Raw genomic sequence first — 13464 nt, forward strand, 5'->3', positions numbered from 1 at the left:
CATGACCCGCCCCCGCGTGCTTGTCATTGCCGAGGCCGCCAATCCCGAATGGGTCAGCGTGCCGCTGGTCGGATGGTCGCTGGCCACCGCCCTGCGCGAGGTGGCCGAGGTGCATATCGTCACCCAGATCCGCAACCGCGAGGCGTTTCTGCGCGCAGGGCTGGTCGAGGGCGTCGATTTCACCGCGATCGATTCCGAGGCGCTGGCCCGCCCCCTCTGGGCCCTGGGCGAGCGGCTGCGCATGGGGCAGGGCAGGGGCTGGACCACGCTGCAAGTGATCAACGCGCTCAGCTATCCGTGGTTCGAGCATCTGGTGTGGCAACAGTTCGGCGCGGCCATCCGCGCCGGACGCTACGACATCGTGCATCGCATCACCCCGCTCAGCCCGACGATTTCCTCGTCCCTTGCGGGCAAATGCGCCCGTGCGGGCGTGCCCTTTGTCCTCGGGCCGCTCAACGGCGGCGTGCCATGGCCCGCTGGCTTTGATGCCGAGCGGCGGCGCGAGCGCGAGTATCTGAGCTACCTGCGCAGCGCCTACAAGGCGCTGCCGGGCCGTACCGCAACCCTGCGCCATGCCGCAGCCGTCTTTGCGGGCTCTCGGCATACGATGGGCGAATTGCCCGGCTTTGCCCGCGCCAAGACCGTCTATCTGCCCGAAAACGCCATCGACCCCGCCCGCTTTTCCCGCATCGCCACGCCCGCGCCAAATGGCCCCCTGCGCGCGGCCTTCGTCGGGCGGCTTGTGCCCTACAAAGGCCCCGACATGCTGATCGAGGCGGCAGCGCCGATGCTGCGCGCGGGGCACCTCCATCTTGATCTGGTGGGCGACGGGCCGATGATGCCCGCCTTGCGCGCGCAGGCCGATACCCTGGGCGTGACCGCTCAGATCACCTTTCACGGCTGGCTGGAACATCGCGCCGTGCAGGATGTGCTCGCCACCTGCCATCTCTTCGCCTTCCCCTCGATCCGTGAATTCGGCGGCGGTGTGGTGCTCGAGGCGATGGCCCTCGCCGTGCCGCCGCTCATCGTCGATTACGCTGGCCCCGGCGAGCTGGTCACAGCCGCGCGCGGGCTCAAGGTGCCCTTGGGCACGCGGTCTGAAATCATCGTCGGCTTTGCCACGGCGCTTGAGGCGCTCAGCCACGACCGCAGTGCCCTTGCCGCCATGGGGCAGGCGGGCCGCGCATGGGTGCTGGACCAGGCCACATGGGCCGCCAAGGCAGGCCAGGTGCGCGCCGTCTACGACGCCCTGCTGGCCAAGGCCCCGCTGCCAGAGGTCTTTGCCGCATGAGCGCCGCCTATCGCCCTGAAATCGACGGGTTGCGCGCCATCGCGGTGCTGTCCGTGGTTCTCTATCACTTCGGGATGCCGGGCATTCCCGGCGGCTTTGTCGGCGTGGACATCTTCTTTGTCATCTCCGGCTTTCTGATCGGCGGCATCCTCTGGGCGGACCTGCGCGAAACGGGCCGCATTCGCCTTGCCCGCTTCTACCTGCGCCGCCTGCGCCGTCTGGCCCCTGCCTATTTCGCCATGGCAGCGGCGACGCTGCTGATGGGCTGGCTCATCCTCTTGCCATTCGAGTTTCGCGAATTCGGCAAATCCCTCATTGCCGCCACGGTCTATCTCTCCAACATCCATTTCTACCGTGAAGCGGGCTATTTCGACGGCGTGTCCGAGGAAAAGCCGCTCTTGCACACATGGTCGCTGGCGGTCGAGGAACAATTCTACATCGTCCTGCCTTTCCTCCTCTTGGCTCTGGTCCGCTGGCGGCCCAGGCTGCCCATGATCCTCGCGGCCCTCGCAGCACTCTCGCTTGCCGCCTGTCTCTGGCTCACGCCCCGCTCGCCCACGGCGGCCTTCTACCTTTTCCCCTTCCGCGCGTGGGAGCTTTTGGCGGGCGTCCTGCTGGCCATCGCGGGGCAGGAGAACAAGGCGCGCTACGCCCTTCACCCCGCGCTTTCCTGGGCCGGTCTGGCGCTCCTGCTCGCCTCCATCACCCTGATCCGGGCCGAGGGCTTTCCCGGCTGGCAGGCGATCCTGCCCGTGGCGGGCACGCTGCTCATCCTGATGAATGGCCGCGATGCCAACCCGGTCAACCGCGCCCTGATGCACCCGGCCCCGGTATTCATCGGCCTCATCTCCTATTCGCTCTACCTCTGGCACTGGCCGGTGTTCGTCCTCTCCTCCTATTGGCGCGATGGCTACTCCGGCCCAATCGAGGCGACCGCCTGGCTTGCCCTTGCCGTTGCCCTTTCCGTCCTCTCGTGGCGCACTATCGAACGCCCCGTGCGCCGGATGCAGGGCGGCACGCGCACACTCGTCTCAGGCACGGCGCTGGCCTCGCTGGCGCTGCTGGCCGTGGGTCTGCTCCTCTGGCGCGGCGATGGCCTGCCCACCCGCTTTGCGCCAGAGTTGCGCACGCATATCGCCGCCTCCGGTGATTTCAATCAGGACTGGTCGCGCTGCTCCACTCCCACCACCGGCCCACTGGCGGGGGTCGAGACCTGCCCCATCGGCCCGGATGGCCCGCCTGAGGTGCTGATCTGGGGCGACAGCCACCTGCGCGCCATGAAAGAGGGGCTGGAGGTCGCCGCCTTTGCCGCCAACCGCCCCGCGCTCATCCTCTGGCACGCAGGCTGTCCGCCGCTCTTTGGCGTGGCCAAGGCCGAAACCGCCGCCACCCCGGCACAGGACGCCGCCTGCACCCGTGCCAATCAGACGATCCGGTCCGGCATCGCCCAAATGGACAGCCTGCACACCCTGCTCCTCGTTGGTCGCTGGTCCTATTACGCCGAAGGGCAGGGGGTAGGGCTCGACGCGCATAACCGCATTACCCTTGCGCCGCTGCCCGACAGCCTCTTGCCCAAGGGGCCGCAACATACGCTCTTCAACGCAGGCTTGACCCGCACCATTGCCGAACTCTCCCCGCACGTCCCGCGCATCCATGTCCTGCGCCAACCACCCGAGGTGCCGGAGTACGATTCCCGCGCCGTGGCCCGCGCGCTGGTGCATGGCCGCATGGAGGTGGACGACACGACCCGCCTCACCGTGCCCCGCAGCATGGCCCTTGCCCGCGCCGCCCATGCCGAGGCACCGCTGATGGCCTTGGACCGCTCCGGGGCGATCACCCTCATCGACCCGTGGCCACGGCTCTGCGATGCCAGCACATGCCATGTGATGCAGGATGGACAAGCGTTCTATTTCGACAACAACCACCTCACCAATCGCGCCGCCATCGCCCTCAGCGATCTGTTCGCCCCCGTGTTCGAGGCCCCGCAATGACCGCCGCGATACGGAATGCCCAATGGGACGTGATCGTCATCGGCACCGGCATGGGCGGTGGCCTCATCGGGCGCAGGCTGGCCGAGCGCGGGCTCAAGGTGCTTTTCGTCGAGAAAGGCCCCCAAGGCCACCGCTCCGAGCGTCAGGGCCTCAACCCCGAAATCTTCGATCCCACCGCCCGCTTGCTGCGCGGCTATTGGCCGGGGCCGATCCGGGCGCAGATCAATGGGCGTGCCTCGGAATTCCTTGGTCCCATCGGGGCCGGGGTGGGCGGCTCGTCCGTATTCTACGCCGCCACGCTGGAACGCCCCGAACGCCACGATCTCGAGGCGACAGAGACCCGCCCGCACCCGACCGGCGGCTGGCCCGTGGGCTTTGACGCGATGCGCGACTGGTATGCAGAGGCCGAGGACCTGCTGCACATCTGTGGCGATCCCGATCCGCTCTCGCCCGAGGCGGTCACGCCGCTGCGCCCGGCACCGCCGCTCTCGGCTCCCGATGCCGCCCTCATGCAGAGCCTGCGCGCGGTGGGGCTGCATCCCTATCGCCTCCATGCCGCGATCCGCCATGTGCCGGGGTGCCATGATTGCCTGGGCGTCAAATGCCCCAAACCCTGCAAGATGGATGGCCGCTCTGCGGGCGTGGAACCGGCCCTTGCCACCGGCAATGCGGCCCTTCTGGATCGTGCCGAGGTGCGCCGCCTCTGCGGCACGGCCCAGACCATCACCCATATCGAGGTCACACGCGATGGCGAGAGCTTCACGCTCACAGCCCCCCAGATCGTGCTCGCCGCAGGCGCGCTTGGCTCGCCCCGCCTGCTTTTGGCCTCCGCATCCGAGCACTGGCCCGAGGGCTGCGCCAATGGCTCCGGCCTTGTGGGGCGCAACCTCATGTTTCACCTCAACGAGATTTTCGCCCTCTGGCCGCCGCGCGGCACGCCCGACAGCGGCCCGAGCAAGGCGATCTCGCTCCGCGATTTCTACCACAGCGATGGCCAACGCTTTGGCACGGTGCAGTCGATGGGCATCGCGGCGGGCTATGGCGAAATCGTGCATACCTTGAACGGCATGTTCGACCGTTCCGCCCTGCGCCATATCCGCCCCTTGCGCCATTTCACCCGGCTGCCTGCGGCCCTTGCGGCGCGGATATTGGGGCGGGCGCAGGTCTTTGTCGGGCTGATGGAGGATCTGGGATACCCCGAAAACCGCGTCACCTATGATCGCACCGCGCCCGATGCCATCGACATCAGCTACACGCTGCACCCCGAATTGCTCGCGCGCCGCCGCGCCTTTCGCCAGGCTATCCGGGCGGGGCTGCGCGGGCACCGGCGGCTCTTTCTCACCCATACGCCAGAGTTGAACTTTGGCCATCCCTGCGGCACGCTGCGGTTCGGCACCGATCCCGGCTCCAGCGTGCTTGACCCCGACTGCCGGGCGCATGGGCTTGATAATCTCCATGTGGCGGATGCCTCTTTCATGCCCTCGTCCATGGGGGTCAACCCAAGCCTCACCATCGCGGCCAACGCGCTGCGCGTGGCCGAGGCCATCGCCCGCCGCAGAAAGGCCATGACATGAGGCTCTCGGACGGATTGGCGGTCGTCACCGGCGCAGGCGGCGGTTTGGGGCGCGCGCTCGCTCTGGACCTTGCGGCGCGCGGTCAGCGCGTCGTGGCCATGGGGCGCGCGCCCGAGGGGATTGCCGAGACCGCCGCCATGGACCCAAGCGGCCGGATCACGCCCGTCACCGCCGATGTTGCGGACCCCCAGGCGCTGCGCGCGGCCTTTGCCCAGATCACCCGAAACGCGCCGGTGACGCTGCTCGTCAACAACGCCGCCATCTACCCGCGCCGCGATTTTCTGGATGAAACCCCCGAAAGCTTTGCCGAAACCGTGGCGATCAATCTCGGTGGCACCGTGGCCTGCACCCGGCTGGCCCTCGACAGCATGGTCGAGACCGGCTTTGGCCGCATCCTCAATGTCTCGACCTTTGCCGATCTGGCCCCCTTGCCCGCCTCCTCGGCCTATGCGGTGTCCAAGGGGGCAGGGCGCATCCTGACGCGCGCGCTTCTGGCCGACCTTGCCGATCGCTTTCCGGGGATCGTCCTGACCGACTGGATGCCCGGAATGCTGGCCACCCGCATGGGTGTGTCCCATGGGCTTGATCCGGCGCAGGCTGCACGCTGGGGTGCCGCGCTTGCGCTCTGGCACGATCCCTCGCTCAATGGCGCGGTGTTCGAGCAGGATCGCGAAATCCTGCCCGTGCGCGGCCTCAAGGGCCGGATCAAGGATACGCTTCTCCTGCGGCGCCGCCGCCCGCGCGTGATCCAGACCTGAGCCTTAGCGGCAATAGGGCCCGTTGCCGTGCTTGGCGGTGTCGAAATGCAGATGGTCCTGATGATGCCGGTCTGAATTCGGCCCCAGAACCGTGCCGAATGTCCCGCAGGCCTCGCCATGCACCCGCTTGAGGATGCGCCCCTCATGGCCCCGGCCCCAATCCCGCAGCACCGAGATTTCCGAGCCATCCTTGAGCAGCAGGGCCGATATGTCGATCGCCTTGCCGCGCCCATGTTCGGAAATCCGCGCGCCCGGCTGGCTGTTGCGCGTGCGGCAGACGTAATGCGCCGGCACCTGCAACCCCGTCAGACCGCCGCCCATACGCCCAACGGCAGGTTTGGCGCTGCGCTTGACCCAACTCCCAAGCGCCCGCGCGGTGGGGCAATCGAGCGTCGCCGCCTGGCTCAGCCGCACGCCATGCACCGTTTCTAGCCGCACGGCACGCTCGATCCCGCAGCCATTCACCTCATGATGCTGAAAGCCCGAAATCGACCCCGACAGGCCCGGATCACCACAGAGGCCACCGCCCCGGCTCACCTCGTCATTGTCGCTGCGCCCACAGCCTGACGCGATCAGGCTCAGCCCCGCGGCGATTCCCAGAACCGCGCGTCTCATGCCTTCTTGACCCGGCCGAAATCCGGCGCGGCGGTGTCCTGCCCAGCTTCTATGATGCCCCGTCGAATGGCGCGGGTGCGGGTGAAATAAGCGTGCAGATGGTCGCCGTCCCCAATGCGAATGGCGCGTTGCAGCGCAAACAACTCCTCGGTAAAGCGGCCCAGAATTTCCAATGTCGCCTCCTTGTTGTTGAGAAACACATCGCGCCACATGGTCGGGTCGGACGCGGCAATCCGGGTGAAATCCCGGAACCCGGCGGCGGAATACTTGATCACCTCGCTATCGGTCACGCGGCGCAGATCGTCGGCCACGCCGACCATCGTGTAGGCGATCAGATGCGGCGCATGGCTTGTCACCGCCAGCACCAGATCGTGATGCTCGGCGTCCATCTCATCGGTGTTCGACCCAAGCGCCTGCCAGAACGCCTCCAGCCGCTCCACCGCCGCCCGGTCGCTGCCCGCCTGCGGCACGATCAGGCACCAGCGGTTGTCAAAAAGCTCGGCAAAGCCCGACCGCGGCCCCGAATGCTCGGTCCCCGCCAGCGGATGCGCCGGCACGAAATGCACGCCCGCCGGGATATGGGGGGCGACCGCCTCGATCACCGCCTTCTTGACCGATCCCACGTCGCTGACCGTGGCACCGGGCTTGAGCACGCCCGCGATCTCGGCGGCAACCGCCCCCATCGCGCCCACCGGCACGCAGAGCACCACCAGATCCGCGCCCGCCGCCGCCTCTGCCGCGCTGTCGCAAACCCGATCACAGAGACCGATCTCGCGCGCCACATCCCGTGTCTGGGGCGAGCGCGCATAGCCCGTGATCTCTCCGGCCACGCCCGCGCGCTTCATCGCATGCGACATCGACGACGCGATCAGCCCCAGCCCGATCAGCGCCACCCGGTCATAGATCTGCGCCATCACCGAACCCCCTTGAACTGACCGATCACATGCGCCACCCGGCGACAGGCGTATTCCTCGCCCACCGTGATCCGCAACCCATTGGGAAAGCCATAGCCGCCCACCCGGCGCACGATGATCCCATCGGCGCGCAGCGCCGCATCGCAGGCCGCCGCCTCGTCCTCCGACTCAAACCGCGCCAGCACGAAATTGGCGTGGCTCTCGTCCACCGCAACACCGCTCTCGCGCAGCGCCTCGGTCAGCCAGGCCCGGTTGCGCAGCGTGTCGCTCACCACCTTGCCCAGCCATTCCTGATCCCGCACCGCCGCCTCGGCAGTGACAAGCTGCGTGGGCGACAGGTTGAAAGGCTGGCGAATCCGGTTGAGCACGTCGATCATGGCGCGCTGCGCATAGCCCCAGCCGATCCGCAACCCGCCAAGTCCGTAAGCCTTGGAAAAGGTGCGCGTCATGATGACATTGTCGCGCGCCTCGACCAGCGCCACACCCCCGTCATAACCTTCGGCGAATTCCGTATAGGCCCCATCCAGCACCAGAATGGCCCGCTCGGGCAGGCCATCGGCCAGCCGCGCCAATTCCGCCTCGGGCAGGATGGTGCCGGTGGGATTGCCGGGATTGGCGATAAAGACGATCCGCGTCCGCGCCGTGCAGGCCGCCAGAATGGCGTCCACATCCACCACGCGCTCCCGCTCGGCCACACAGACCGGCGTCGCGCCCACCGCATGCGCGAGGATGGGATACATGGCAAAGCCGTGCTCGGTGTGGATCACCTCGTCACCCGCTCCGGCATAGGCTTGTGCCACGAATTGCAACACCTCGTCCGACCCCACGCCACAGATCACCCGCTCCGGGTCCAGCCCATGCGCTTCGGCAATCGCGCCGCGCAACTCGGCATGGTCGGTGCCGGGATAGCGATGCAGCGTCGCGGCAGAGCGGGCAAAGGCCGTCTTGGCCTTGTCCGACGGGCCATAAGGGCTCTCATTGGCCGAGAGTTTCAGCGGCTCGGCTTTGCCTGCAATCACGGCCTCGCCACTCTTGTAGAGCGCGATATCCATGATGCCCGGCTGCGGCGTGATCTTGGTCATGTCATTCCCCGTCTGTCGCAGGAGGTTCTAGCTTTGGTGTCCCGGCTTGACCAGCACCAAAAGGAAAAGGCCGCGGCGGTTTCCCGTCGCGGCCTCTTTCGTGCAGTTCAGAACGCTTAGTTCTGCGCGTAGAATTCGATCACGAGGTTCGGTTCCATCATCACCGGATAGGGCACATCCGACAGGCCGGGCTGACGGACAAAGGTTGCCTTCATCTTGGAATGATCCGCCTCGATGTAATCGGGCACGTCACGCTCGGCCAGTTGCACGGCCTCGAGCAGAACGGTCATCTGCTTGGAGCGGTCGCGGACCTCGATCACATCGCCCTCTTTCACACGGTAGGAGGGGATGTTGACCCGCTGACCATTCACGGTGACATGGCCATGGTTCACGAACTGGCGTGCGGCGAACATGGTCGGCACGAATTTGGCGCGGTAAACCACGGCATCCAGACGACGCTCCAAGAGGCCGATCAGGTTCTCGCCGGTGTCGCCCTTCAGACGCTCGGCCTCGGCATAGATGCGGCGGAACTGCTTTTCGGTCAGGTCGCCGTAATAGCCCTTCAGCTTCTGCTTGGCGCGCAGCTGCAAGCCGAAGTCAGAGATCTTGGCCTTGCGGCGCTGACCGTGCTGGCCGGGGCCATATTCACGCTTGTTGACGGGGGATTTCGGACGGCCCCAGATGTTTTCACCCATCCGGCGGTCAATTTTGTACTTGGCAGACGTGCGTTTGGTCACGGCTGATCTCCTTCACTTGAATCGAAGGGCGTTGTCCTCTGCGTCCCGGCACGTTCCGGTCGGCCGACAGGAATCCCCTTGCGGGGCCCACCAACACCAATGAAGCCGCGCTTATACAGGCGCGCCAGCGGGTGTCAACAGGGGTGTTGCGGGTTCAACGCCCGCTTACCCCGCCTGCCGGATATGCGCCAGCAGCGTCTCGGCATCCGACACCTTGACCGGCACGCCCGCCGGGTTGTCCTGTAGCCCCGGCTCCGCGAACATCGCCGTGATCACCCCATCCTCGACGAGCATGGAATAGCGCCAGCTGCGCTTGCCCATGCCCTGACGCGAGCGGTCCACCAGCATGCCCAGACCCGCAGCAAAATCGCCATTGCCATCGGGCAGCATCATGGTCTTTTCGATCCCCTGCGCCTTGCCCCATTGAAACATCACGAAGGCGTCGTTCACGGCGGTGCAGATCACCCGGTCGATCCCGGCAGCGATGAATGCGTCGTAGAGCCGCTCATACCCCGGCAGGTGGCTCTCGGAACAGGCAGGCGTGAACGCGCCCGGCAGGCCAAAAACCACCACGCGCTTGCCGGCGAAAATATCGGCGGTGCTCAGATCCTTCCATTCAAAGGGATTGTCGCCCTCAAGGGCAGGATTGCGCACGCGGGTATGAAAGATGACATCAGGGACGGTTTTGGCGGTCACGTCGGGATCTCCGGTTGAGGCTGGGACTGTTCCCCCGACATAACCCACCCGCGCGCGCGGTAAAGGGCTAAACCCACTGAAATCCGCCCTTCATCTGGCCCGAAATACCTCGGGGGTCCGGGGGCAGCGCCCCCGCACCTTATGCCGCCTCATGCGCGAGGATTGCCGCCTCTGACGCGTTCAGACAGCGCCGGGCATAGCCACCATAGAGATTGGGCTCGTATTCCAGATTGGGATTGATCGCCAAGAGCCGCGCGCGGTCGTCGTCGTCCAGCGTCGACAGCGCCGTGCTCGCGGGGTGAAAGCTCTCGGTTTCGAGGCCATTGGCCCAGATGATCTGATGGCGCGGCAACAGCAGGTGAATATACGTCACCTCGCGAGAGGCCAGATCCACCGCCACCGTGTCATTGTTGATCAGGTCGCGCGCCATCACCAGCACCTCGGGCGTGTTGAAGAGCGCGCGCGCCACATCGCCCCGCACCAGCATCCGGTGTTCCGGGCTGACCAGCAATTCCGCATCCGGCCGCCCGATGCCAAGCGCCCCGGCCCGCAACCGGATCGGCCGCAGCTTGGGCATGGCAAAGAGCCGTGCGCCGGTCATCCTGCGACTGCCGATCCACTGGATTTCCTCGGCGCCGTTGTCGCGGGTCTGCACATGGTCGCCTTCGCGCAGCTCCTCAACCAGACGCGGGCCTTCGGGTGTCTCGATCCGCGTGCCTGGGGTGAAACAGATGACACCCCCGCTCGCCGGTCCGGTCGACGCCCCGCGCATTCCCTCCAGCGAGTGATGCACGATCCACATGTCCCGACCGCGCGGCGGAATTTCATCGTGAAACATCAAGAGCGGGGTGCCCTCGTTGCCCACCTCTATGATCGTGACCGTATAGCTGCGCGTGCCGTCCGTGACGACGAAACCCAGATCCATCAGCGGCTCTTCCACCTCCACCGGACCCAGATCGCGCGTGTTGTTCATCGCCGCGCCCACCAGGCGCCGCACCATCCGTGCCGCACGTTTGCGGTTTACGGTTTCCCCATTCGCCCCTTCCAGACGCAACAGTTGGTTCGGTCCGTCGACGCGCACCGCATCGCCCCGCCAGGACCATGTTTGCCCCACCGAAAGCGACTGCACCGGCGCAGTCGTGATCCCGTCCAGTTCAGTTTGCGACCAGGAAATGACGAACGTGCCTCGAAAGCCCGTCCCCATAACCCTGACTGCCTGCCTCTTCGTTTTTATTATCGCGTTATTTTTTTTATTATCGTCAAAGTAGCAAAGGCGAATCAGTCTGAAAAGCCCTTGATTGCATTTTTGTCAGAACCGCAGCCTGAACTGCACAGCGCCCAGAAACTGCCCCTCGCGCTGCTCGTCGAATTCCTCGCTCAGCCAGGTCAGCCCGTAAAAGAGCGCGGCCCCGTTGCGGTTCTCCCAATGCAGACCGGCGCGCACCCGTGTGCGGTCCTCGGTCAGGGTGACACCGCTGCGCGCGGGCAGGTAATCGCTGTCATCGACATAGGCAATGTCGGCCCCCAGGAGAAATGCCGTGCCCGCCTGCTCGGCGCGCACCACGCGGTAGCGATGGCCCGTGACCGCATCGCGCACCTGCAACTCGCCGCGCCCGATGTCCCCAAAGGTGATGTCCGCGCCCGCCCGGATCAGGTCCTCGACCCCCAGCCGCGCCTCGGCAAAGGGGCGCAACCGCGCAAAGCCCAGCTCGAACTCGCGGCTCGCTTCGAACACGCCCGAGGGGCGGATACCATCGTCGATCTGGTTGCGCCGGACCCGCCGACCCACGTCGCGCCCGCCTAGAAAGCCGTGCAAAAAATCTTGAAAATCATCAAGCTGCGTCTGCGGCCCGGTCACGATCAGGTCCGCGCCCAAGGCGTAATCCACCTGAGCCTTCTGGAAATGCGTATGCAGCCCAAAGCCGAGCGCGCCAACATAGGGCCGGTCCAGCGCGGCAGGGCGGCTCAGGTTCTCGGGCGCAATCACCTCGCCGTGAAACCGGAATTCCAGAATCTGCCCGATGCGCTCTGGCGCGTGACCCTGCCATGCGGGTCCCCAAACCCGGCTCGACGTGATCGACCCGGTGCGCCACCGATCGTCCGTGTCACCCAGAACGTCATTGGTAAACAACAGGCCATAGCCCAGCTTTTGCCGCCCTTCGGATTGTGCCGAGGCGACCGTGCTCAGGCCCAGTGTCAATGCCAGAAACGCCCCGAGGGCAATGGCGAAACCACGTGTCATGCGTCACGTCCCCATATTTTGCCCCCCGGCGGGGTCTGATTAGCAAACCCTCGGGCGAATTGACCAGCTAAACTTTACCATTCCGTGAAACCGTGGCGCAAATCCCATGGTGGGCAGGGGCGCCATCGTCAGAGCGCGCGCATCCAGACTTGCAGATCATGGGCGCTTTCCTGCGCCGCTCCGATCTCCCGCCAGTTGAATTGCGCCACCGCACCCGGCAATGGCGCATAGCCCCGCTTGCGCCAGAAGGCATCCAGCGGCTGATAGCCTTCGGGCCGCGCCGGGTGATCCTTGGGCCGTATCACCGAGCAGAACGCGGCATAGTCGCGCCCCAGCTCCCGCGCCTGCGCCTCGCGCAGATCAAAGAACCGATGACCGATCCCCTGACCGCGATACTCCGGCAAAAGCACGCTTTCGGCGCAATAGAATATCCGGTCGAGCGCAAGGCCGCTCTCGGCGAATGCCGCGCCGAAATCGTCGGCGTGATCCTCCATCGGGGCGCCCGTGGCCGCGCCGATCAGGCGCGCGCCGTCATAGGCCCCCACCAGAATGGCATCCGCACTGTCGCGGTAGACCTGCAAATACCGCTCTTCATAGGCGACATCGCCGTCGTAGAGATAGGGATAGGCCCGAAACACCGCGATGCGCAGCCGCGCCACATCCGGCAGCGCCGCCGCCAGAGCCGCCCCCGTCAGCCGCTCGACCCGGATCATGCCGAAACCTGTTTCACCCAATCCGCAAGGTTGTAATAGGTCACGACGCGGGTGATCAGCCCATCCTTGAGGGTAAAGAACGATCCGGCAGGCAGAACATAGGTCTGCCCCTTCGCCTCAGGCAGGCCCTCGTCGGTCTCCAGATAGGTGCCGTTCACGACGAATTCCGCCGCCGCCCGCGTGCCGCCCTCGGCGTCAAAGATCACCATATCGGTCAGTTCCTCGCGGTAGCACCGGCTCATGTGATCGCAAAACGCACGAAAGAGGTCCTTTCCCTCCCGCACTTGCCCTTCGTTCACATGGTGGCGCACATCCTCGCTGAGGCACGCCAACATGCCGGGCACATCGCCCCGGTTGAAGGCATCGAAATAGGCTTTGACGGTCTCGTTCATAAATCCTCCCGGGGTGGTCCCCAACGGTCCTGCAAATGCCCGATGATCTGGTCTCGGGTCTGACGATAGCTATCCAACCGCGCCTCGCGCGTCTGCGCAAGGCCGGTCGGGTCCATGATTGGCCAATAGACCACGTCCAGATGAAAAAACCGCGTCAATTCCAACGCCCGCCGCTGGCTTGCCGGGCTGAGCGCGACAACGATGTCAAACGAGGACAGATCGTCGCCCCATTGCTCCATCTGGTCAAAACTGCGCGAGCGGTGCCGCTCCAGTTCCACGCCGATCTCGCGGCACACGGCGATGCTGAATCCGTCGATCTCCATATCGTTCTTGACGCCCGCCGATTGCACATAGGTGTCGGTGCCATAGAATTTCTTCATGATCCCCTCGGCCATGGGCGAGCGGACCGCGTTGTGATCGCAACAGAACAGCACCGATTGCGGCAGCGGTTCGGGCATG

Annotated in this window: 14 protein-coding genes; 4 read left to right on the forward strand and 10 right to left on the reverse strand. The window is 65.7% G+C overall.

Annotated elements, in window-relative coordinates:
• Nucleotide 1: 1 nt before the first annotated feature.
• The 4 genes from MVC20_RS10375 to MVC20_RS10390 are packed head-to-tail and all read left to right on the forward strand — an operon-like array spanning nucleotide 2 to nucleotide 5614.
• A complete protein-coding gene (locus tag MVC20_RS10375; protein ID WP_297541025.1) occupies nucleotides 2–1291 on the forward strand; it encodes a glycosyltransferase family 4 protein in 1290 nt (429 codons plus the stop codon).
• Nucleotides 1288–3282 (forward strand): acyltransferase family protein, encoded by a 1995-nt coding sequence (locus MVC20_RS10380; RefSeq protein ID WP_297541027.1) that lies wholly within the window; start codon nucleotides 1288–1290, stop codon nucleotides 3280–3282. Before MVC20_RS10375 ends, MVC20_RS10380 begins: the two co-directional genes overlap by 4 nt.
• Nucleotides 3279–4856: a GMC family oxidoreductase gene (locus tag MVC20_RS10385; protein WP_297541029.1), complete on the forward strand. Its 1578-nt coding sequence runs from the start codon at nucleotides 3279–3281 to the stop codon at nucleotides 4854–4856. Before MVC20_RS10380 ends, MVC20_RS10385 begins: the two co-directional genes overlap by 4 nt.
• Nucleotides 4853–5614, forward strand: a complete 762-nt coding sequence (locus MVC20_RS10390; protein WP_297541031.1) for an SDR family oxidoreductase — start codon at nucleotides 4853–4855, stop codon at nucleotides 5612–5614. The genes MVC20_RS10385 and MVC20_RS10390 overlap by 4 nt, the downstream gene beginning before the upstream one ends.
• 3 nt (nucleotides 5615–5617) lie before the next feature.
• Here MVC20_RS10390 and MVC20_RS10395 read toward each other — a convergent pair whose 3' ends face one another.
• From MVC20_RS10395 to MVC20_RS10440, 10 genes are all read right to left on the reverse strand, one after another.
• A complete protein-coding gene (locus MVC20_RS10395) occupies nucleotides 5618–6229 on the reverse strand; it encodes an extensin family protein (protein WP_297541033.1) in 612 nt (203 codons plus the stop codon).
• Entirely contained in the window at nucleotides 6226–7143 is a 918-nt protein-coding gene (locus MVC20_RS10400) for a prephenate/arogenate dehydrogenase family protein (RefSeq protein ID WP_297541035.1), read from the reverse strand. The genes MVC20_RS10395 and MVC20_RS10400 overlap by 4 nt, the downstream gene beginning before the upstream one ends.
• Nucleotides 7143–8225: a histidinol-phosphate transaminase gene (hisC, locus tag MVC20_RS10405; protein WP_297541037.1), complete on the reverse strand. Its 1083-nt coding sequence runs from the start codon at nucleotides 8223–8225 to the stop codon at nucleotides 7143–7145. The genes MVC20_RS10400 and hisC overlap by 1 nt, the downstream gene beginning before the upstream one ends.
• 116 nt (nucleotides 8226–8341) lie before the next feature.
• Nucleotides 8342–8962 carry a 30S ribosomal protein S4 gene (rpsD, locus tag MVC20_RS10410; protein WP_297541039.1) on the reverse strand — a complete coding sequence of 207 codons (621 nt, stop codon included), beginning with the start codon at nucleotides 8960–8962 and terminating at the stop codon, nucleotides 8342–8344.
• Nucleotides 8963–9127: 165 nt separating this feature from the next.
• Complete coding sequence (locus tag MVC20_RS10415; protein WP_297541041.1) at nucleotides 9128–9658, reverse strand: peroxiredoxin; 531 nt, start codon at nucleotides 9656–9658, stop codon at nucleotides 9128–9130.
• Between the two features lie 139 nt (nucleotides 9659–9797).
• Complete coding sequence (locus MVC20_RS10420) at nucleotides 9798–10862, reverse strand: Hint domain-containing protein (protein WP_297541043.1); 1065 nt, start codon at nucleotides 10860–10862, stop codon at nucleotides 9798–9800.
• A gap of 105 nt (nucleotides 10863–10967) precedes the next feature.
• On the reverse strand, nucleotides 10968–11900 hold the full coding sequence (locus MVC20_RS10425; protein ID WP_297541045.1) for a lipid A-modifier LpxR family protein: 933 nt from the start codon (nucleotides 11898–11900) through the stop codon (nucleotides 10968–10970).
• Nucleotides 11901–12028: 128 nt separating this feature from the next.
• Nucleotides 12029–12613, reverse strand: a complete 585-nt coding sequence (locus MVC20_RS10430; RefSeq protein ID WP_297541047.1) for a GNAT family N-acetyltransferase — start codon at nucleotides 12611–12613, stop codon at nucleotides 12029–12031.
• Nucleotides 12610–13005, reverse strand: coding sequence for a ketosteroid isomerase-related protein (locus MVC20_RS10435; protein ID WP_297541049.1), 396 nt, complete (start codon nucleotides 13003–13005; stop codon nucleotides 12610–12612). The genes MVC20_RS10430 and MVC20_RS10435 overlap by 4 nt, the downstream gene beginning before the upstream one ends.
• The gene (locus MVC20_RS10440; protein WP_297541051.1) at nucleotides 13002–13463 is read right to left on the reverse strand and encodes a low molecular weight phosphatase family protein; all 462 of its coding nucleotides are present in this window, start codon (nucleotides 13461–13463) and stop codon (nucleotides 13002–13004) included. The genes MVC20_RS10435 and MVC20_RS10440 overlap by 4 nt, the downstream gene beginning before the upstream one ends.
• Nucleotide 13464 lies beyond the last annotated feature (1 nt).

It is taken from the genome of Roseovarius sp., from assembly GCF_027019125.1.
Taxonomy (GTDB): domain Bacteria; phylum Pseudomonadota; class Alphaproteobacteria; order Rhodobacterales; family Rhodobacteraceae; genus Roseovarius.

Coding starts and splice junctions, on each gene's coding strand:
- MVC20_RS10400 (WP_297541035.1), bottom strand. CDS start 7,143: ATGGCGCAGATCTATGACCGGGTGGCGCTGATCGGGCTGGGGCTGATC.
- MVC20_RS10440 (WP_297541051.1), bottom strand. CDS start 13,463: ATGCCCGAACCGCTGCCGCAATCGGTGCTGTTCTGTTGCGATCACAAC.
- MVC20_RS10435 (WP_297541049.1), bottom strand. CDS start 13,005: ATGAACGAGACCGTCAAAGCCTATTTCGATGCCTTCAACCGGGGCGAT.
- hisC (WP_297541037.1), bottom strand. CDS start 8,225: ATGACCAAGATCACGCCGCAGCCGGGCATCATGGATATCGCGCTCTAC.
- MVC20_RS10380 (WP_297541027.1), top strand. CDS start 1,288: ATGAGCGCCGCCTATCGCCCTGAAATCGACGGGTTGCGCGCCATCGCG.
- MVC20_RS10420 (WP_297541043.1), bottom strand. CDS start 10,862: ATGGGGACGGGCTTTCGAGGCACGTTCGTCATTTCCTGGTCGCAAACT.
- MVC20_RS10425 (WP_297541045.1), bottom strand. CDS start 11,900: ATGACACGTGGTTTCGCCATTGCCCTCGGGGCGTTTCTGGCATTGACA.
- MVC20_RS10390 (WP_297541031.1), top strand. CDS start 4,853: ATGAGGCTCTCGGACGGATTGGCGGTCGTCACCGGCGCAGGCGGCGGT.
- MVC20_RS10395 (WP_297541033.1), bottom strand. CDS start 6,229: ATGAGACGCGCGGTTCTGGGAATCGCCGCGGGGCTGAGCCTGATCGCG.
- MVC20_RS10430 (WP_297541047.1), bottom strand. CDS start 12,613: ATGATCCGGGTCGAGCGGCTGACGGGGGCGGCTCTGGCGGCGGCGCTG.
- MVC20_RS10385 (WP_297541029.1), top strand. CDS start 3,279: ATGACCGCCGCGATACGGAATGCCCAATGGGACGTGATCGTCATCGGC.
- MVC20_RS10375 (WP_297541025.1), top strand. CDS start 2: ATGACCCGCCCCCGCGTGCTTGTCATTGCCGAGGCCGCCAATCCCGAA.